Source organism: Kineococcus haloalkalitolerans, assembly GCF_050871905.1.
GTDB lineage: Bacteria > Actinomycetota > Actinomycetes > Actinomycetales > Kineococcaceae > Kineococcus.
In genome coordinates this window covers 1-19143 of the sequence record NZ_JBJLSH010000019.1, presented here as the reverse complement: position 1 = coordinate 19143, position 19143 = coordinate 1, and the positions used below count along the sequence as shown (strand labels likewise).

Annotated in this window: 17 protein-coding genes; 9 read left to right on the top strand and 8 right to left on the bottom strand. The window is 76.0% G+C overall.

Annotated features, from left to right (window positions below; genetic code table 11):
• Positions 1 to 52: 52 nt before the first annotated feature.
• Both ACRYMY_RS09400 and ACRYMY_RS09395 read right to left on the bottom strand, forming a co-directional pair.
• On the bottom strand, positions 53 to 484 hold the full coding sequence (locus ACRYMY_RS09400; protein ID WP_369056051.1) for an acyl-CoA thioesterase: 432 nt from the start codon (positions 482 to 484) through the stop codon (positions 53 to 55).
• 48 nt (positions 485 to 532) lie between these two features.
• The gene (locus ACRYMY_RS09395; RefSeq protein ID WP_432547002.1) at positions 533 to 1258 is read right to left on the bottom strand and encodes a DedA family protein; all 726 of its coding nucleotides are present in this window, start codon (positions 1256 to 1258) and stop codon (positions 533 to 535) included.
• Between the two features lie 238 nt (positions 1259 to 1496).
• Between ACRYMY_RS09395 and ACRYMY_RS09390 the strand changes: the two genes are divergently transcribed.
• The 7 genes from ACRYMY_RS09390 (at position 1497) to ACRYMY_RS09360 (ending at position 8107) form a co-directional block, all read left to right on the top strand.
• Positions 1497 to 2954 (top strand): amidohydrolase family protein, encoded by a 1458-nt coding sequence (locus ACRYMY_RS09390; protein ID WP_432547001.1) that lies wholly within the window; start codon positions 1497 to 1499, stop codon positions 2952 to 2954.
• Between the two features lie 44 nt (positions 2955 to 2998).
• Positions 2999 to 3802 carry an IclR family transcriptional regulator domain-containing protein gene (locus tag ACRYMY_RS09385; protein WP_432547000.1) on the top strand — a complete coding sequence of 268 codons (804 nt, stop codon included), beginning with the start codon at positions 2999 to 3001 and terminating at the stop codon, positions 3800 to 3802.
• Positions 3803 to 3880: 78 nt separating this feature from the next.
• Positions 3881 to 5107, top strand: a complete 1227-nt coding sequence (locus tag ACRYMY_RS09380; RefSeq protein WP_432546999.1) for a CaiB/BaiF CoA transferase family protein — start codon at positions 3881 to 3883, stop codon at positions 5105 to 5107.
• The gene (locus tag ACRYMY_RS09375; RefSeq protein ID WP_432546998.1) at positions 5100 to 5903 is read left to right on the top strand and encodes a citryl-CoA lyase; all 804 of its coding nucleotides are present in this window, start codon (positions 5100 to 5102) and stop codon (positions 5901 to 5903) included. Before ACRYMY_RS09380 ends, ACRYMY_RS09375 begins: the two co-directional genes overlap by 8 nt.
• A gap of 28 nt (positions 5904 to 5931) precedes the next feature.
• A complete protein-coding gene (locus ACRYMY_RS09370) occupies positions 5932 to 6795 on the top strand; it encodes a DODA-type extradiol aromatic ring-opening family dioxygenase (RefSeq protein WP_432546997.1) in 864 nt (287 codons plus the stop codon).
• Positions 6792 to 7154: a hypothetical protein gene (locus ACRYMY_RS09365; RefSeq protein ID WP_432546996.1), complete on the top strand. Its 363-nt coding sequence runs from the start codon at positions 6792 to 6794 to the stop codon at positions 7152 to 7154. The genes ACRYMY_RS09370 and ACRYMY_RS09365 overlap by 4 nt, the downstream gene beginning before the upstream one ends.
• Positions 7154 to 8107: a zinc-binding dehydrogenase gene (locus tag ACRYMY_RS09360; protein WP_432546995.1), complete on the top strand. Its 954-nt coding sequence runs from the start codon at positions 7154 to 7156 to the stop codon at positions 8105 to 8107. Before ACRYMY_RS09365 ends, ACRYMY_RS09360 begins: the two co-directional genes overlap by 1 nt.
• A 320-nt stretch (positions 8108 to 8427) precedes the next feature.
• Here ACRYMY_RS09360 and eno read toward each other — a convergent pair whose 3' ends face one another.
• Genes eno through mfd form a run of 4 tightly spaced genes read right to left on the bottom strand, consistent with a single transcriptional unit; the run spans position 8428 to position 15044 of the window.
• Positions 8428 to 9711 carry a phosphopyruvate hydratase gene (gene eno / locus ACRYMY_RS09355; protein WP_432546994.1) on the bottom strand — a complete coding sequence of 428 codons (1284 nt, stop codon included), beginning with the start codon at positions 9709 to 9711 and terminating at the stop codon, positions 8428 to 8430.
• Between the two features lie 55 nt (positions 9712 to 9766).
• Complete coding sequence (locus ACRYMY_RS09350) at positions 9767 to 10738, bottom strand: ROK family protein (RefSeq protein ID WP_432546993.1); 972 nt, start codon at positions 10736 to 10738, stop codon at positions 9767 to 9769.
• Between the two features lie 54 nt (positions 10739 to 10792).
• The gene (locus tag ACRYMY_RS09345) at positions 10793 to 11458 is read right to left on the bottom strand and encodes a nucleoside triphosphate pyrophosphohydrolase (protein ID WP_432546992.1); all 666 of its coding nucleotides are present in this window, start codon (positions 11456 to 11458) and stop codon (positions 10793 to 10795) included.
• A 1-nt stretch (position 11459) separates the two neighbouring features.
• Positions 11460 to 15044 carry a transcription-repair coupling factor gene (gene mfd, locus ACRYMY_RS09340; RefSeq protein ID WP_432546991.1) on the bottom strand — a complete coding sequence of 1195 codons (3585 nt, stop codon included), beginning with the start codon at positions 15042 to 15044 and terminating at the stop codon, positions 11460 to 11462.
• A 216-nt stretch (positions 15045 to 15260) separates the two neighbouring features.
• Here mfd and ACRYMY_RS09335 point away from each other — a divergent pair, with 216 nt between their 5' ends.
• Both ACRYMY_RS09335 and ACRYMY_RS09330 read left to right on the top strand, forming a co-directional pair.
• On the top strand, positions 15261 to 17102 hold the full coding sequence (locus ACRYMY_RS09335) for a DUF4012 domain-containing protein (RefSeq protein ID WP_432546990.1): 1842 nt from the start codon (positions 15261 to 15263) through the stop codon (positions 17100 to 17102).
• A gap of 173 nt (positions 17103 to 17275) precedes the next feature.
• Positions 17276 to 17593: a hypothetical protein gene (locus tag ACRYMY_RS09330; protein WP_369056391.1), complete on the top strand. Its 318-nt coding sequence runs from the start codon at positions 17276 to 17278 to the stop codon at positions 17591 to 17593.
• A gap of 79 nt (positions 17594 to 17672) precedes the next feature.
• On the opposite strand, the gene pth is transcribed toward ACRYMY_RS09330, so the two are convergent.
• Both pth and ACRYMY_RS09320 read right to left on the bottom strand, forming a co-directional pair.
• Positions 17673 to 18269 (bottom strand): aminoacyl-tRNA hydrolase, encoded by a 597-nt coding sequence (gene pth / locus ACRYMY_RS09325; protein ID WP_432546989.1) that lies wholly within the window; start codon positions 18267 to 18269, stop codon positions 17673 to 17675.
• 47 nt (positions 18270 to 18316) lie between these two features.
• A complete protein-coding gene (locus ACRYMY_RS09320) occupies positions 18317 to 18982 on the bottom strand; it encodes a 50S ribosomal protein L25/general stress protein Ctc (RefSeq protein WP_432546988.1) in 666 nt (221 codons plus the stop codon).
• Between the last annotated feature and the right edge of the window lie 161 nt (positions 18983 to 19143).

The following is a 19143-nucleotide window of genomic DNA, read 5'->3' as shown; positions in this document are numbered from 1 at the left end:
ATCCTCGCAGCCGCCGGGGCGTGCCTCCTGCCGAGCAGCTCCCCGGAGCTCCTCAGCTGCGCAGCGCGGGCGGCTCGTCGGCCAGGGCGTCGAGGCGGGCGCGCTCGTCCTCGCGCAGGCGCCGGGGCCGGCCGGTGGCGAAGTCGTAGCTGACGCAGGTGGTGGAGGCGCGCGCGTAGACGCGGCTGCCGTCGGGTTCGAGGACCTCGTAGCCGACGCGGAAGCTGGCGCCGCCGACGGCGTGGACCCACAGGTCCACGGCGACGGGCTCGGTGCGGTAGTCCAGGGGGGCGGTGAAGTCGACCTCGTGGCGGGCGACGACCATGCCGGTGGCGAGCATCGGCGCGGACCCGTCGTCGGCGGGGACGCCGAAGGCGCGGACGCGCGCCTCCTCCAGCAGCCGCATCAGCGCGACGTTGTTGACGTGGCGGTAGGCGTCCATGTCCGCCCACCGCAGGGTCAGGAGCTGGCGCTGGCGGGGCACCGGGTCATCCTGGGGCACGCCCCGGGCGGGCCGGGGCCGGGGTGCGGTTCAGGCGCCGGGGACGGTGCGGGGGGTCTCGGCCTCGCGCTCCTGGCGGGGCAGGGCGCTCGCGGTGGCGCGGCGCTCGCGGCGCCGGCCGCGCCACAGCTCCACGCCGATCGGCACGACGCACAGCACGACGAGGACCAGCAGCCCCAGCTCGATGTTGTGCCGGATGAGGGGGATGGTGCCCAGCGCCCAGCCGAGGACGGTGACGCCGGTGGCCCAGGCGACGGCGCCGACGGCGGAGAAGACGAAGAAGGTGCGCCGCGGCATCCTCCCGGCGCCGGCGGCGACGGTGATGAAGGTCCGCACGATCGGCACGAAGCGGGCCAGGACGATGGCGCGCGCGCCGTAGCGGGCGAAGAAGGCGGTCGTCTTGTCGACGTGCTCGCGCTTGAAGATCCGCGAGCCGGGCCGGTCGAAGATCGCGGGGCCGGCGGCGCGGCCGATCTCGTACCCGGTGACGTTGCCGGCGAAGGCGGCGACCGTCAGGACGAGGCAGACGAACCAGAGGCTGTGCGGGACGAACCCCTGGTGGGTGAAGAGGCCGACGGTGAACAGGAGCGAGTCACCGGGCAGGAAGAACCCGACGAGCAGGCCGCACTCGGCGAAGACGATGGCGGCGGCGCCCCACAGGGACCACCCGCCCAGGGACTGCAGGAGGCTGTCGGGGGACAGTGCCTCCGGCGTCAGCGCGGGGAGCGCGGCTGAGAACTCGGCGAGCAGGGGCACGGCCCGAGGGTACGTCGCGATCCCGACAGCTCCCAGGGCCCGGACCGGATCTCATCCGGCAGGCGGAGGTGGCGCCACCCGGGCGGCGGCGCGGGTCGTCCCGCGGGGGGACGCGGCCGTCGGCGGCGGGGTCTTGACAGGGCGGGTGCGGGCGCGGACAGTGCCAGCGACGACGGTCTGTCCGTCTGTCGGACGGTTGACCGTCCAGCGGATCCCTGCTCGTGGACGAAGGAGTCCCATGCGCGCACCAGCCCCGACCCCCGCCCCCCGCCCCGGGCAGCCCGTCGTCCTGCGCGGCGGGACCGTGCTGCCCGTGGACGCCCGCCGCTCCGTGCTGCCCGACACCGACGTGCTCGTCGTCGGCCAGCGCATCGAGGCCGTCGGCCCGCACCTGGACGTGCCCGAGGGCACCGCCGAGGTCGACGCCACCGGCGGCATCGTCATGCCCGGCATGGTCGACACCCACCGCCACATGTGGCAGACCGCGATGCGCGGCTACGGCGCCGACTGGACCCTCACGCAGTACTTCGTCTGGTACTACCTCGAGCACGGGAGGGCCTTCCGGCCCGAGGACGTGCACGCCGGCAACCTGCTGTCGGCGGTGGAGGCCCTGGACGCCGGGGTGACCACCACGGTCGACTGGTCGCACGGCCTGCAGACCCTCGACCACGCCGAGGCCGCCGTCGACGCCCTGGAGGCCGTGCCCGGCCGCTTCGTCCTGGCCTACGGCAACATCCAGGCCGGCCCGTGGGAGTGGTCGCGCACGGCGGGCTTCCGCTCCTTCGTGGAGCGGCGCCTGCGCCGCAGCGACATGCTCGGCTTCCAGATGGCCTTCGACGTCACGGGCGACCCGGCCTTCCCCGAGCGCGCCGCCTTCGAGGTCGCCCGCGAGCTGGACGCCGCCGTCACCACGCACGCCGGCGTGTGGGGCGCGACGGGCGACGACGGGGTGCGGCTGGTCCACGAGAACGGCTTCGCCGACGAGCGCACCGTGTGGGTCCACGCGGCGACGCTGAGCGAGGACTCCTACCACCGCATCGCCGCCACCGGCGGCACGGTGTCGGTGTCCACCGAGAGCGAGCAGAGCTGCGGGCAGGGCTACCCGCCCACGTGGGTGCTGCGCTCGCACGGCATCCCGGTGGCGCTGTCGATGGACACCAGCGTGTGGTGGAGCGGTGACCTGTTCAGCGCGATGCGGGCCACGCTGGGCGCCGACCGCTCCCGCGAGCACCTGGAGGCGCACGTCAAGGGCGACACCGTGACCAACTGCCACCTGCGCGCCGACCAGGTCGTGGAGTGGGCCACCCTCGGCGGCGCGCGGGCCCTGGGCCTGCAGGACGTCGTCGGCAGCGTCGAGCCGGGCAAGAAGGCCGACCTGGTGCTGCTGAAGAACGACCGCTCGCCGGTGATGTTCCCGGTGCTGCACCCGTACGGGCACGTGGCGTTCCAGGCCCAGCGCGGCGACGTGCACACCGTCCTGGTGGACGGGCGGGTGGTCAAGCACGAGCACGAACTGGTGGGCGTGGACCTGCCGGCGGTGCGCCGCACCGTGGAGGCGACCGTGGAGCACCTGCGCTCGGCCCTGGGTCCGGAGGCGTGGGAGCGGGGGATGAACCCCGAGGTGCCGACGACGGACGTGCTGGACAACCCGTACACGTACACGGACTTCCGCACCGCGGCCACGCACGGCGCGTGAACCGGACGTCACGCCTGGCGCGGGCGCGCGTGTAGCGTGCGCCCGTGCCGCGCGAGGGGACCGGGCCCGACTTCATCGAGGCGCTCGCCCGCGGGCTGGAGGTCATCGCGGCGTTCGGCCGGGACCGCCCCGCCATGTCGCTCACCGAGGTGGCGGCGGCGACGGGGCTGGCCCGGCCGACGGCGCGCCGGATCCTGCTGACGCTGCAGGAGCTGGGGTACGTGCGCGCGCTCGAGCGGGGTTTCACCCTGACCCCGCGCGTGCTCGAGCTGGGCGTGGCGCACGTGGCGGCCACGGGCCTGTGGGACGTGGCCCGCCCGCACCTGGAGGAGCTGTCGCGGCGCACGGGGGAGTCCTGCTCGATCGCGCAGCTGGACGGACCGGACGTCGTCTACGTCGCGCGGGTGGCGGTCCCGCGCATCGTCACGCTGGCCGCGACCGTGGGCACCCGCTTCCCCGCGCTGGCGACGTCGCTGGGCAAGGTGCTGCTGGCCGCGCTGGACGAGGCGGAGGTGGAGGCGCTGCTGGCGCAGCCGAGCCGCTCGGGCGTCGAGCCGCGCTGGCACCCGGACGCCGCCGAGCGCCGCGCCGCGCTGCGCGAGGTGCGCGAGCGCGGCTGGGCGGTCACCGACGAGCAGCTGGCGCTGGGGATCCGCTCGGTGGCGGTGCCGCTGCGCGGCGCGGACGGCGAGGTCGTGGCGGCCGTGAACGTCAACGCGCACGCGGCGGAGACGTCGCTGGAGCGCCTGCTGTCCGAGCACCTGCCGGTGCTGCGGGAGGCGGGGGAGGCCATCAGCGCGGACTTCGCGCGCCGCGGCAGCCTGCCGGAGGTCGTGCGCCCCTCTTGACCGCCGCCCCCCTCCGGCGCACACTGCCGGAGAGCGGACAGTCGTCCGTACAGCGGACCACGGAGAGGTGGTGGCGCGGTGAGCACCACGGACCCCCGGGACGGCGTCCCGACCGGCCCCCTGGCCGGCCTGCTGGTCGCGGACTTCTCCCGCGTCCTGGCCGGCCCCTACGCCACGATGCTGCTGGCCGACATGGGCGCCGACGTCGTCAAGGTGGAGGGCCCGGCCGGTGACGAGACCCGCTCGTGGACGCCGCCGCAGCGCGGGGAGGTCTCCACGTACTACCTGGGCGTCAACCGCGGCAAGCGCTCGATCGCGCTGGACCTGCGCGAGCCGGACGACGCCGCTGCCGCCCGCGAGCTGGCCCGGCGCGCGGACGTGCTGGTGGAGAACTTCAAGCCCGGCGGGATGGCGAAGTTCGGCCTCGACCACGAGACGGTCAGCGCGGAGAACCCCGGGATCGTGTACGCCTCCATCACGGGGTTCGGCACCGGCGCCGGGCGCGACGTGCCCGGCTACGACCTCATGGTGCAGGCGATCTCCGGCCTCATGAGCCTGACGGGCGACCCGGAGGGCCCGCCGTTCCGCGCGGGGATCTCCGTGTTCGACGTGATGGCCGGCAACCACGCCACCATCGGCGTGCTCGCCGCCCTGCGCCACCGCGAGATCACCGGCCGCGGCCAGCACGTGGAGGTGAACCTGCTGTCCTCGGCGCTGACGGGGCTGGTCAACCACAGCTCCGCCTACGTCGCCGGGGGCGTCGTGCCGCTGCGGATGGGCAACGCCCACCCCAGCGTGTTCCCCTACGAGCCGTTGCCGACCGCGGACACCGAGCTGATCGTCACCGCCGCCAACGACCGGCAGTTCCGCCGGCTGTGCGAGGTGCTCGGCGTGCCGGAGCTGGCCGACGACCCGCGCTTCGCCCGCAACGCCGACCGGACGCGGCGGCGCGAGGAGCTGCGCCCGCTGTTGGTGGAGCGGCTGCGCACCCGCCCGGCGCTGGACTGGTTCGACCTGCTGGTGGCCGCCGGCGTGCCCTGCGGGCCCATCAACACGATCGACGGGGGTTTCGCGATGGCCGAGCGGTTCGGCCTCGACCCCGTCGTCGAGGTCGGCGAGGGGGACGCGGCCGTGCCCACGACCCGCCACCCGATCCGGTTCTCGGGCACCCCGGCCTCCTACCGGCTTCCCCCGCCCGGGCTGGACGAGCACGGCGAGGAGCTGCGCCGCTGGCTGAGCGCTCCCGCCGGCAACCGGTCGGGGAACCCCGCCGGTACCGCGGGGGAGGGGAGCGGCCGTGGCTGAGGCGGACGGCTACCCGACCGCGCTGGGCGCCGCGGACCTGCGCACCATCACGCTGCTGGGCCACGACCTGGCCCGCGACGTCATGGGCGAGGTGGGTTTCGGGGAGCTGGCGTTCTGGCTGGCGGCCCAGCGCCGCCCCTCGCGCGGGGAGGTGCGGGTGTTCGAGGCCGTGCTGGCCGCGCTGGCCGACCACGGGTTCACCCCCACCGCCATCACGGCGCGGCTGACGTTCCTGTCCGCGCCGGACTCGGTGCAGGGCGCGCTGGCCGCCGGGCTCCTCGGCGGCGGTTCCCGGTTCCTCGGCGTCACCGAGGACACCGGCCGGTTCCTGCACGACGTCCTGACCGGTCTGGACGAGCTGCCCGGCGACGACGCCGCCTGGGACGACCTGGCGGAGGACGTCGTGCGCCGGCAGCGCGAGGCCGGGCGGTTCGTGCCCGGGCTGGGCCACCACCTGCACAAGGAGGGCGACCCCCGCACCCCGCGGATGTTCCAGATCGCCGACGAGGAGGGCGTGGCCGGTCCCCACCTGGCGCTGTTCGCCGCCGTCGGCCGCGCCCACCCGCGGGTGCTGGGCCGCACCCTGCCCCTGAACGGCGCCGGCGTCTGCGGCGCCGCGCTGGCCGACCTGGGGCTGCCGCTGGAGCTGCTGCGGGGCTTCGCGCTGCTGGCCCGCACCGCGGGCCTCGTCGGCCAGCTCGCCGAGGAGCTGCGGAACCCCGTCGCGCAGCGGGTGTTCCTGTCCGTGGACGGCGCCACCCGTGCCGTCCCGCCCGACCCGCTGCCGCACCCCTGAACCCGCCCCGCTGGACGAGGAGGTCCCGATGGCCCGACTGGTCGCCGTCGTCGCGTCGACCCACCACCCCTTCTACTACCGCACGAGCACGATGCCGCTGGAGCAGCGGCCCTCCTTCGCCGCGGAGTGGATCCGCGAGGTCGAGGCGTTCCGCGAGACGCTGACCCGAGCCCGCCCCGACGTGCTCGTCATGGTCGGCTCCGACCACTTCCACCAGCTGTGGCTGGGCAACATGCCCCAGTTCCTCGTCGGGCACGCCGAGAAGTACGACGCGAACTGGTACAACGAGGAGCGCGAGTTCGGGATGCCGCGGATGCTGTTGCGCGGCGACCGCGACCTGTCCGGGCACCTGCTGCGGAACGGCCTGGACGCCGGGTTCGACCTGGCGTTCAGCAACGAGCTGCGCGTCGACCACAGCGTCACCTGCCCCATCATCACGCTGCGCCCGCAGAACGACCTGCCGATCGTGCCGGTCTACACGAACATCTTCGCCCCGCCGCTGCCGCAGCCGAAGCGGTTCGTGCAGCTGGGCCGGGCGATCCGCGAGATGGTCGAGTCCTGGCCCTCGGACAAGCGGGTCGCCGTCATCGGCACCGGGCACCTGTCGCTGGAGCTGGGCGGCCCCCGCCAGTTCGGCCCGCACGGGCCCGACCCGGAGTTCGACCGCCGTGCGGTGGAGTGGATCTCCACCGGCGACATCGAGGGCTGCCTGTCGGAGGTGACGCTGGACAGCCTGCACGCCCCCGGCAACGCCACCCACGGGTTCATGGACTTCATGCTCATGATGGGTGTGGCCGGCGAGGGCGCGAAGGCCCAGCACGTCGGCACCGTCGACCTCTTCCACACCATGGAGGCGTACTTCACCTGGTACCCGGAGGGGGAGCCGTCGTGAGCCGCTACCTCGTCGACAAGTTCCTGTTCACCGTCGACCGCGACCCCGAGCTGGTCGAGCGCTACCGCGAGGAGCCCCGCGCCACCGTCGACTGGTGGGAGGCCGAGCGGGCCGGGGAGCTGCTGGGCTGCACCGGCCCCGAGCGCACGACGTGGCTGGCGTTCGAGCCGGCCGAGCGGGAGGCGCTGGCCACCCACGACCACGTCGCCCTGTTCGAGATGGGCGCGCACCCGTTCCTCACGCTGACGCTGTTCATCGCGATGTTCGAGCGCGACCACGACGAACCCCTGGCCTACCAGCTGGCGTACGCGCGGGCCCTGGCGCACCTGAGCCTGCCGTACCCGGACATCGCGACGTGATGCGCGCCGTCGTCCTGCGCGCGCCCGGCCAGGCGCCCGACGCGCTGGAGCACCCGGACCCCGTGCCCGGTCCCGGCCAGGTGCTCGTGGAGGTGCTGGCCGCGCCCGTGACCCCGCTGGACCTGCTGTGCGCCTCGGGCACCTCCTACCTGGGGGTGCCCGCCACCCCGTACGTGCCGGGTGTGCAGGGGGTGGGACGGGTGGAGGGGCGCACCGTCTGGTTCCCCACTCCCGCCGGCACCGCGCCCGGCGACGGCAGCATGGCCGAGCGCGCGGCGGTCGCCCGTGACGACCTCGTCGACCTGCCCGACGGCGCCGACCCGGTGCGGGTGGCGGCGCTCGGGCTGTCGGCGGTGGCCGCCTCGGCCGCTCTGCACCGGCGCGGCGGCCTGGGGGCCGGCGAGCGGGTGCTCGTGCTGGGCGCGGGCGGCACCGTCGGCCAGGCGGCCGTGCAGCTGGCGCGCCTGGCCGGGGCGGGGACCGTGGTGGCCGCGGCCCGCTCGGCCGGGGCGCGCGAGCGGGCGCGGGCCGCGGGCGCCGACGCCGTCGTGGCCCTGGACACCGGCGAGGTCGACGAGCTGGCCCGCCGGTTCCGCGACGCCGCCGGCGGGGACGTCGACCTCGTCGTGGACACGCTGTTCGGCCCGGCCGCGGTGGCCGCCTGCCGCGCCCTCGCCCCGGGCGGGCGCCTGGTGAACCTGGGCGGTTCCGCGTCGCCGACGGCCGCGCTGGAGTCCGGTGTCCTGCGCGGGCGGTCCCTGCGCGTGCTGGGCTGGACGAACCTGGAGCTGACGCCCGCCGAGCGCTCGGCGGGCGTCGCCGAGGTCGCGGCGCTGTCCGCGCGCGGCGAGCTGTCCGTCCCGCACGAGGCGGTGCCGCTGGCGGACGCGGCGACCGCGTGGGCCCGCCAGGCCGCGGGGGCCGCCGCGGCCCGCCTGGTGCTGGTGCCCTGAACCCGGTGCCCCGGACGACGGAGCGGCCCGTCCCCGGGCGGGCGGGGGGGGCCCGGGGGCGCGGGGGCGGGGACGAGGGGGGGGGCGGCTGAGGGCGGGGGGGGGGGGCGCGGGGGCGGGGCGGGGGGGGGTGGGGGGGTGGGGGCGGGGGGGGGGCGGGCGGGGGGGGGGGCGCGCGGGGCCGGGGCGGGGCCCCCGCCGCCGCGTCCCGCACCGCCGCCGGGGCGGGCGGCGGTGCGGGACGCGGCGGAGCTGCGGGGCGCGGTGGGTCGTCGCGTCGCCATGACGACCAGACTCCCTCGACCTGCGGCGTCAGCGCGTCAGGCGCGCCCGGCGCGGGGGAAGGCGCCGGCGCCCGCGTAGCGCGCGGCGTCGTCCAGCTCCTCCTCGATGCGCAGCAGCTGGTTGTACTTGGCCACGCGCTCGGAGCGCGCGGGGGCGCCGGTCTTGATCTGCCCGGAGCCCACCGCGACCGCGAGGTCGGCGATCGTGGTGTCCTCGGTCTCGCCCGAGCGGTGGCTCATCATCGTGCGGAACCCGTTGCGGTGCGCCAGGTCCACGGCGTCCAGCGTCTCGGTGAGCGAGCCGATCTGGTTCACCTTCACGAGCAGCGCGTTGCCGGCGCGCTCGTCGATGCCGCGCTGCAGGCGCTCGGGGTTGGTGACGAACAGGTCGTCGCCGACGATCTGCACGCGGTCGCCGATCGCGGCGGTGAGCGCGGTCCAGCCGGCCCAGTCGTCCTCGGACAGCGGGTCCTCGATGGACACCAGCGGGTAGTCGCCCGCCAGGCCCGTGTAGTACTCGGTGAGCCACTCGGCGCTGCGGGTCTCGCCCTCGAAGGCGTAGCCGGCCTCGGAGTGGAACTCGGTGGCCGCGACGTCGAGCGCGAGCGCGATGTCGGTGCCCAGGGAGAACCCGGCCTTCTCCACGGCGCTGGCGATGAGGTCCAGCGCGTCGCGGTTGCTGGGCAGGTCGGGGGCGAAACCGCCCTCGTCGCCCAGGCCGGTGGCCAGGCCGCGGGACTTCAGCACCGACTTCAGCGCGTGGTACGTCTCGGTGCCCCAGCGCAGCGCCTCGCGGAAGGAGGACGCGCCGACGGGGGCGATCATGAACTCCTGGATCGCGACGCCGGTGTCGGCGTGGGCGCCGCCGTTGACGATGTTCATCATCGGCACCGGCAGCACGTGGGCGTTGGGGCCGCCCAGGTAGCGGAACAGCGGCAGGTCCGCGGACGCCGCGGCGGCCTTGGCGACGGCCAGCGAGACGCCGAGGACGGCGTTGGCGCCCAGACGGCCCTTGTTGGGGGTGCCGTCCAGGTCGAGCATCGCCTGGTCGACGAGGCGCTGCTCGTGCGCGTCGTGCCCCACCAGCGCGGGCCCGACCTCCTCGATGACGGCCTCGACGGCCTGCTCCACGCCCTTGCCGAGGTAGCGGCCGGAGTCGCCGTCCCGGCGCTCGACGGCCTCGTACGCCCCGGTCGACGCGCCCGAGGGGACGGCGGCGCGGGCGAAGGTCCCGTCGTCGAGGAGGACCTCGACCTCGACGGTGGGGTTGCCGCGGGAATCCAGGATCTCGCGAGCTCCGACGGCCTCGATGGTGGCCACGTGCGCTCCTCGCACTCGACGACGGTTCTTCGCGCCCGAGCCTAGCGTCGCCCGCTCAGCGCCCCAGCGCCCCGTCGCCCGCCAGCGCCGACCAGCCCAGGCGGCCGGCGCCGACCAGCCCGCTGGTGCGCGGCAGGCGGGAGGCGCTGATCCGCACGTCGGCCAGGTGCGGGTACACGGCCAGCTCGGCGTAGGCGGCGCGCAGCGGCGCCATCACCACCTCCCCGGCGCTGGCGACACCGCCGCCGACGACGACGTCGGTGAGGTCCAGCAGCGCCGCGGCGGACAGGAACGACGAGGCCAGCGCCCGGGTGCCGTCGGCGATGACGGCGAGCGCCAGCGGGTCGCCGCCGGCGGCGTCGGCGGTCAGCCGCTTCGCGTCGGCGTCCTCGCCGGGCCGCCAGCCGCGCCGGCGCGCGGCCGCCACCATCGAGGGGCCGGAGGCGTAGGCCTCCACGACGCCGCGGGCGCCCGAGCCCTCCAGGACGGCACCGTCGAGCTGCACCCCGACGTGGCTGAGGAACCCGGCGTTGCCGCTCTTGCCGGCCAGGACGCGGCCGTCGAGGACGACGCCGGCGCCGATGCCGGTGGAGACGACGACGCCCAGGACGGCGGGCGCGCCGGCGGCGGCGCCGCGCCACTGCTCGGCGGCGGCGAAGCACTGCCCGTCCTGGGCCAGCTCGGCGCGCACGGGCCGCCCGAGGACGGCGCCGGCGCGGCCGGCGACGGCCTCGACGAGGCCGAAGCCGCGCAGGGAGGGGATGTTGACCGGGTGCACGGTGCCGCGGCGGGTGTCCACGGGCCCGGCCGAGCCGATGCCGACGACGTCGGCGACCTCGAGGCCCTGCTCGCGCGCCTGCGCGAGGACGTCGTCGACGAGCCCGTCCAGCGCCCGCGCGACGGCGGCCGGGTCGCCCGCGTCGGTGGGCACCTCGCGGGCGGCGGTCAGCTCGCCGTCCTCCCCGACCAGCCCGGCGGCGATCTTGGTGCCGCCGATGTCGATGCCCAGCACGTGCGTCGTCGTCACGGGCGGCGACCCTAGCGGGACGAGCCCCGGGGTGGGCCCAGCGCGGGACCGCCGTCAGCCGCCGTCGGCCTCGCGGGCGCGGGCGTCCGCCTCCAGCTCGCGGACGGTGGTGCGCAGCGCGGCCTCCGGGTCGACGCCGGCGGCGCGGGCGCGGCGCACGAGGTCCAGCAGGTCCCGGCCCACCGCGCGCTCGTCGGCTCCCGGTCCCGGGGCGGCGGGCTGCTCGAGCCCGGCGCGCTCCAGGCGGCCGAGGACCTTGTCGGCGCGGGCGAGCGCCGGCAGGTGCAGGGGCACGCCGTCCAGGACGCTGGCGCGCGCCTTCTCGGTCGCCTTGATGGCGTCCCAGCGCGCCTGCAGGTCCTCGGCGGCCGCCTCGCCGGCGAAGACGTGCGGGTGCCGGCGCACGAGCTTGGCGACGATCCCGGCGGCCACGTCGTCGATGTCGAAGCCGTCGGGGGCCTCGGCGGCGACGCGCGCGTGGAAGACCACCTGCAGCAGCAGGTCGCCCAGCTCCTCGCGCAGCTCGTCGCGGTCGCCGCCCTCGACGGCGTCGACGACCTCGTAGGTCTCCTCCACGAGGTACCGCAGCAGCGAGGTGTGGGTCTGCCGCGCGTCCCACGGGCACCCGCCCGGGGAGCGCAGCCGGTCCATGACGGCGACGAGCTCCAGCAGCGCCGAGCCGGCGGGCGCGCCGGGACCCTCGGGGACGGGGGCAGCCACGTCAGCGCGCCCCCGCCGCCGCGACGGCCGCCGGCTGCTCCAGCAGCACGGCGGCGACGAACTCGCGCGCCCACGCCAGCACCGCGGCGTCGCGCAGCGGCTGGCCGCCGATCCGGGCGGTCATCGGCGCGGGCACCAGCGCCACGGACAGCTGCGGCTTGAGGACCGTGCCCGGGTACAGGCGCTTGAGGCGCAGCTCGCGCGACTCGGGCAGGTCGATCGGCGCGAAGCGCACCTGCTTGCCCTGCAGGCTGACCTCGCGCAGCCCGCCGGCGCGGGCGACGATCCGGAACCGGGCGACCTCGAAGAGGTTGAGCACCGGCTGCGGGAGCTCGCCGTAGCGGTCGACGAGCTCGGCGCGCAGCTCGTCGAGGTCGGCGTCGGAGTCCACGGCCGCCAGCCGGCGGTAGGCCTCCAGGCGCAGGCGCTCGCTGGGCACGTAGTCGTGCGGCAGGTGCGCGTCGACGGGCAGCTCGATCTTCACCTCGGTGGGCTCGGGCTCGCTGTCGTCCTCGGCGCCCGGCACCTGCCGGCGCACGTCGGCCACGGCGTCGGCCACCATCCGCATGTACAGGTCGAAGCCGACCCCGGCGATGTGCCCGGACTGCTCGCCGCCGAGCATGTTGCCCGCGCCGCGGATCTCCAGGTCCTTCATCGCCACGGCCATGCCGGAGCCGAGGTCGGTGTGCTGGGCGATGGTGGCCAGGCGGTCGTGGGCGGTCTCGGTGAGCGGCTTCTCCGGCGGGAACAGGAAGTAGGCGTAGGCGCGCTCGCGGCCGCGGCCCACGCGCCCGCGCAGCTGGTGCAGCTGCGACAGGCCCATCGTGTCGGCGCGCTCGACGATCAGGGTGTTGGCGTTGGAGATGTCCAGGCCGGTCTCGACGATCGTGGTGCAGACCAGGACGTCGAACCGCTTCTCCCAGAAGTCCACGACGACCTGCTCCAGGCGGTGCTCGCCCATCTGCCCGTGGGCGGTGGCGATGCGCGCCTCGGGCACGAGCTCCTTCAGCCGCGCGGCGGTCCGCTCGATGGACTGCACGCGGTTGTGGATGTAGAAGACCTGCCCCTCGCGCAGCAGCTCGCGGCGGATCGCGGCGGCGATCTGCTTGTCCTCCTGCCCGCCCACGTAGGTCAGCACGGGGTGGCGCTCCTCCGGCGGGGTCGCCAGGGTCGACATCTCGCGGATGCCGGTGACGGCCATCTCCAGGGTGCGCGGGATGGGGGTGGCGCTCATCGCGAGGACGTCGACGTTGGTGCGCAGCGTCTTCAGGGACTCCTTGTGCTCCACGCCGAAGCGCTGCTCCTCGTCGACGACGACGAGACCGAGGTCCTTGAACTTCACCTCGCCGCTGATGAGGCGGTGGGTGCCGATGACGACGTCGACGGAGCCGTCGGCCAGCCCGGCGATCGTCTCCTTCGCCTCCGCGGCCGGCGTGAACCGCGACAGCGGCTTCACCGCGACGGGGAACTGGGCGTACCGCTCGGCGAACGTCTTGTAGTGCTGCTGCACGAGCAGCGTCGTGGGCACGAGGACCGCGACCTGCTTGCCGTCCTGCACGGCCTTGAACGCCGCCCGCAGCGCGATCTCCGTCTTGCCGTAGCCGACGTCGCCGCACACGAGCCGGTCCATGGGGACCGGCTTCATCATGTCGGCCTTCACCTCGTCGATGCTGGCCAGCTGGTCGGGCGTCTCCACGTAGGGGAAGGCGTCCTCCAGCTCCCGCTGCCAGGGGGTGTCCTGCCCGAAGGCGTGGCCCTTGGTCGCCATCCGCGCGGAGTACAGCTTGATGAGGTCGCCGGCGATCTGCTTGACCGCCCGGCGGGCCTTGGACTTCGTCTTCGCCCAGTCCGCGCCGCCCATCTTCGACAGCGTCGGGGTCTCCCCGCCGGTGTAGCGGGTGACCTGGTCGAGGGTGTCGGTGGGCACGAAGAGCCGGTCGCCGGGCTGGCCGCGCTTGCTGGAGGCGTACTCCAGGACGAGGTACTCGCGGGTCGCGCCGCCGATGGTGCGCTGCACCATCTCCACGAACCGGCCGATGCCGTGCTGCTCGTGCACGACGAAGTCGCCCGGGCGCAGGGACAGCGGGTCGACGGCGTTGCGCCGCCGGCGCGGGGCCATCCGGCGCATGTCCTTGGTGGACTGCCCGCCCACACCGGTGATGTCGGCCTCGGTGACCAGCGCCAGGCGCAGGCCCTCGTGGACGAAGCCGTGCTCGACGCCGGCCGTGGTGACCTGCACGAGGGCCTGCTCGGGAGCCTCGACGAGGTCGTCGACGAGGCGGGTGGGCACGTCCTCGCCGGAGAGGACCTCGACGAGCCGCTTGGCGGGGCCGTGCCCCTCGGTGGTCACGACGATGCGCCAGCCGTCGCCGGCCAGCGCGCGCAGGTCGGCCAGCGCCTTCTCGGTCTCCCCGCGGTAGCTGACCACGTCGCGCGCGCCGACGCGCAGCACGCGCACGTCCTCCAGGTCCCGCAGGTCGTCGTCGGGCACCAGGCTGGTGACCGACCACCACGGCCGGCCGGTGGACTCGGCGTGCGCGCGCACCTGCGCCAGCGTCCAGAAGGAGGAGGCGCCCAGGTCCACGGGCGTCTGCCCGCCGGCGGCGGCGCTGCCCCAGGCGGCGTCGAGGAACTCCGCGCCGGTGGCGACGAGGTCGTGGGCGCGGGCGCGGACCTTCTCCGGCTCGGCGAGCACGACGTGGGTGCCGCGCGGCAGGACGTCCAGCAGCGGCTCCACGCCGTCCACGAGGACGGGGGCCAGCGACTCCATGCCCTCCACGGCGATGCCCTCGGCCAGCTTGGCCAGGACGTCGGCCACCCCCGGCAGCTCACCGGCCAGGGCGCGGGCGCGCTCGCGCACGGCGTCGGTCAGCAGCAGCTCGCGGCACGGCGGGGCCCACACGCCGTCCGGCTCGACCTCCAGCGAGCGCTGGTCGGCCACGGAGAAGGAGCGGACCTCCTCGACCTCGTCGCCGAAGAACTCCACGCGCACCGGGTGCGGGCGGGTGGGCGGGAAGACGTCGAGGATGCCGCCGCGCACGGCGAACTCGCCGCGGCGCTCGACCATGTCCACGCGCGCGTAGGCGGCAGCGGCCAGCGCCTCGACGCACGCGTCCAGGCCGACCTCGTCCCCGGCGCGCAGCCGCACCGGCTCCAGGTCGGCCAGCCCCTTGACCAGCGGCTGCAGCACGGCGCGCACGGGCGCGACGACGACGCGGACCTCGCCCGCCCCCGGGTCCCCGGGCGCGGGGTGGACCAGGCGGCGCAGCACGGACAGGCGCTGGGCGACGGTGTCGCTGCGCGGGGACAGCCGCTCGTGCGGCAGCGTCTCCCAGGCGGGGAACTCCGCCACGGAGGCCTGCGGCAGGTAGCAGCGCAGCCAGGTGGCCAGGTCCTCGCACTCGCGGCCGGTGGCGGTGACCACGAGCAGCGGGCGCTCGGCGGCCAGCGCGGCCAGCAGCGCGGGGCGCACCCCGAGCGGGGCGACGACGTCGAGCGCGCTCGTGGCGCCCTCGCGCGCGGCCTCGACGGCCGCGGAGACGGCGGGTTCGGGGCGCAGGGCGTCGAGCAGGCCGGTCAGGCTCACGGGTTCTCCGGGGAGGACGTGCAGGGTGCGGGGCCCGGCGCGGGGCGCCACGAGGACGGCGTCCAGCCTACGTCCGGCCCCCGACACGGTCGCCCGCTCGCGGGACGCCGGCGGCGCGGGCGGGCCCGGTGGACGCCCCGGGCGGGTGCGGTGGACGCCTCGCGCGGGTGGCGCCGGGTGCGCCCGGTCCGGTCGCCGACTCCGTAGGGTCGCCCCGTGCCCGTCCCGTACCTGCCCGGCGCCGCGGGCGACGACGCCCGCGGCACCGACGGCGAGTGGGAGGAGAGCCCGGGCGCGCGCCGGCGCCGCCTGCGCCGCCGCCGGCTCGCCCCGCTGCGCCTGCTCCTGCTCCTGCTCCTGCTGCTCCTCGCCGCCTGGGTGGCCGCCGTCGCGGTCAGCGGCGTGCAGGCCGGCCGCGCCCTGCAGCGGGTGGCCGCGGCGGCACCGCAGCTGGAGGACGCCGTGCGCGCCCAGGACTTCGCGGGCGCCTCGGTGGTGGCCGGGGACGTCGCCGCGGACGCCCGGACGGCCGCGCGCGCCACCGGCCAGTGGCCGTGGCGGGCGGCGCAGGCGGTGCCGTGGGTGGGCGAGCAGCTGAGCGCCGTGGGCGCCGGGTCGCGGGCCGCGGCCCTGCTGACCGAGCCGCTGCCGGACGGGCTGGACCTGGCCCACGACGTGCTGGGCGAGGGGCTGGTCTCGGCGGACCGCACGGTCGACGTGGACGCGGTGCGCGAGCTGTCCCCCCTCGTCACCGACTACGCCGAGCGCGTGCAGCGGGCCCGCGCCGTGCTGGCCGCCGGGACCGGCGAGGACGTGCTGCGCTCCATCAGCAGCCGGCTGGAGCCGGTGGAGCGGATGCTCGGCCAGGTCGAGGGTCCGCTGACGACGGCCGCCGACGTGGTGCCGCAGCTGCCGTCGATGCTGGGCGCGGACGGCCCGCGCACCTACCTGGTCGCCTTCACCAACCCCGCCGAGCCGCGGCCCGTGCAGGGGATCTTCGGCGCCTACGCCTACCTGCGCGTGGACGGCGGCCGCATCGACCTGATGAGCACGGGCTCGGACAACGACCTGTACGCCGCGCGCGCGGACCCGTCGGTGCTGGGCGAGGAGTACGTGGCCCTCTACGGCGCCGACGCCGGGCGGGTGCAGAACGTCACCCTGGGCGCGCAGGCCGACGACGCCGGGCGGCTGGCCGCCGACCTGGTCGTGGACGCGGGCCTGCCGCGCCCGGACGCGGTCGTCTTCGTCGACCCGGTGGGCCTGTCGCAGCTGCTGGGGCCGGACCACGAGCCGCTGGACCTCGGTCCCTTCGGGCAGGTGGCGACGGCGGACCTGCCGGACGTGCTGATGCGCGAGGCGTACGTGCGCTACGAGGGCGACCAGGACGCCCGCAAGGCGTTCCTGGCCGTGACCTCGGCGGCGGCGTTCGAGGCGGTGCTGGCCGACGGGCTGTCCACGAGCGCGGCGGCGGGCGCGCGCGAGGCCGTCGCCAGCGGCCACCTGGCGGTGTGGAGCTCGGTGCCCGCCGAGCAGGAGGCCCTCGTGGCGGCCGGGGTGGCGCACGTGCTGGGCGACCCGGCGCTGGCGGGCGGCCGCGCGCACCTGGCGCTGACGAACACGGCGCCCTCGAAGCTGGAGTACTGGGTGCAGCCGGCGCTCGAGGTGCAGCCGCCCTGCGCGTCCGTGACCGGCGAGGCCGTCGGCGCGCTGCAGCTGACGCTGGTCAACACGGTCCCGGAGGAGGTGCCCGGGTACATGCGCAACGCCACCGCCCGCACGGCCGCGGACGAGCGCACGGCCCAGGACGTCGTCTCGCTGTGGGTGCCGCCGTGGCTGGGGCTGGACGGGGCCAGCGTGGACGGCGCGCCGGTGCCGACGGCCGTGGACACCGAGCACGGCTGGCGGCTGGTGCGGCTGACGGTGGACCTGCCGCCGGGCGTCCCGGTGGTCGTGCGCTGGCAGCTGCGCGGGCCCGCGCAGGACCTGCCGCGCGAGGTGTCGGGGCCGGCGACGGCCACCGCGCCGGTCGTCACGACCGGGTCGTGCCTCGTCCCGTGAGGTGACGCCGCGTGACGGTTCGGCCGAACGTGGGGTGAACGGCACGGAGAGTGACACAACTCCCCGGACGTGGTCGATCAGCTGGACTCACGGGTGACGTTCCGTCATCCTGGGGGCCGCCTCGCTGATCACCGTGGTCGGCGCGGGCTCGGAACGACTGGGGGGGACCCACCGTGCGCAAGACCACCGCTCGCCTGGCAGCTGCCGGGGCGCTCTCGCTCGCCGCACTCGCCGGCACCGCCGGTGCTGCGTCGGCCGACGTCACCGACTACGCGCCCGCCACGCCGACCCCGTCGGTGTCGCAGACCGTGACTCCGTCCGTGGCCCCGTCGACCGGGGGCACCACCCCCGGCGCCGTCGCCTCCTCCGGCGACGAGCTGGCCTACACCGGCGCCGACGTCCTGCCCTGGGCCGCCGCCGGCTCGGTGCTCGTCCTCGGCGGCGCCGCCATGGTCGTGGCCGGCCGCCGCAAGCCCGCGCGCCAGCACTGAGGCGCCCACCGCACGACGAGGGGGGCCGGTCGGGACAGCTGTCCCGACCGGCCCCCTCGTCGTTCTCCGCGGTCCGGCCTCAGCGCGGTGCGTGGAAGCGCTGCTGCGCCGCCTCCAGCCCCTCCAGCACGAGCTGCTCGACCGCGTCGGCGGCGTCGTCGACCAGGAACGGCAGCTCCTTGCGCTCGGTGGAGGAGAACTCCTTGAGCACGAAGTCGGCCGGGTCCTGCCGGCCCGGCGGGCGGCCGATGCCCACCCGCACGCGCAGGTAGTCCTTGCCGCCGAGGGACTTCGACGTCGAGCGCAGGCCGTTGTGCCCGCCCTCTCCCCCGCCCTTCTTCAACCGGACCTCCCCGAAGGGCACGTCCAGCTCGTCGTGGACGAGCACGAGGTGGTCCAGGTCGACGTCGTAGTACTTCGCCAGCCCGGCGACCGGGCCGCCGGAGAGGTTCATCCAGGACGTCGGCGCGGCCAGGACGGCCCTCGGCCCCGGCACCCCGCCGGGGCCGGTGCCGAGGCGCACCTCGGCGACCCGGGCCCCGGTGCGGTGCCGCTTCAGCGGCGCGGACGCGCGGGAGGCCAGCTCGGCGAGCACCACCTGCCCGACGTTGTGCCGGGTGCGCTCGTACTCGGTCCCGGGGTTGCCGAGACCGACGACGAGCCAGGTGCCCGGCACCGCTGCCTCCCGCGCCCGCAGCCGCTCGACGATCCCCGCCAGCCGGCTCAGGACTCGTCGGAGGCCGCGGGAGCGTCCGTCGCGTCCGCGGACTCCGCCGACTCCTCGGAGGACTCCTCGCGGACGATGCCGGCCTCGGCCTCGGCGGCCTCCAGCTCGGCCTCGACCTGGGCGGCGCTGGCGGCGGCCTGCACGACGACGACCAGCTGCTCGGCGTCGCCGGCCAGCGCGGCGCCCGCGGGCAGGGTGACGTCGCCGGCGGCGACCTGGCCACCGGCCTCGAGGCCCTCGACGGACACCTCGAGGGACTCGGGCAGGTGGGTGGCCTCGGCCTCGACAGACAGGGTCGTCAGCTCCTGGTTGACGATCGTGTTCGCGGCGGCCTCGCCGGCCAGGTGCAGCGGGACGTCGACGACGACCTTCTCACCGCGGCGCACGACGAGCAGGTCGACGTGCTCGATGAAGCCCTTGATCGGGTCGCGCTGGACGTCCTTGGGCAGGGTCAGGTGCTTCTGCCCGTCCAGGTCGATGTCGAACAGGGCGTTGGCGTGCTTGAGCGCCATCATCGTCTGGTGCCCGGGCAGGGTGACGTGGATCGGGGCCTCGCCGTGGCCGTACACGACGGCGGGGATCTTGTCGGCGCGGCGGATGCGGCGGGCGGCGCCCTTGCCGAACTCGGTGCGCTTCTCGGCGGTCATCTGGGTCTCGGCCACGGGGTTCTCCTCGGGTGGTGGTGGACGCGGGCAGGCCCCGGGGGGCGCGCGGGCGCGTCCACCGCGTCGATCACGGAGGCGCGTGCGCCGTCCCTCGCCGAGGCAACCTGGACGAGTCTAACGGCAGCGGGCCCCCGCCCCGACGCCGGCGGCGTCGGGGC

Bases quoted from the DNA above. Each gene is read 5' to 3' on its own strand.
- ACRYMY_RS09390 (WP_432547001.1), top strand. From the start codon at position 1,497: ATGCGCGCACCAGCCCCGACCCCCGCCCCCCGCCCCGGGCAGCCCGTC.
- ACRYMY_RS09370 (WP_432546997.1), top strand. From the start codon at position 5,932: ATGGCCCGACTGGTCGCCGTCGTCGCGTCGACCCACCACCCCTTCTAC.
- ACRYMY_RS09360 (WP_432546995.1), top strand. From the start codon at position 7,154: ATGCGCGCCGTCGTCCTGCGCGCGCCCGGCCAGGCGCCCGACGCGCTG.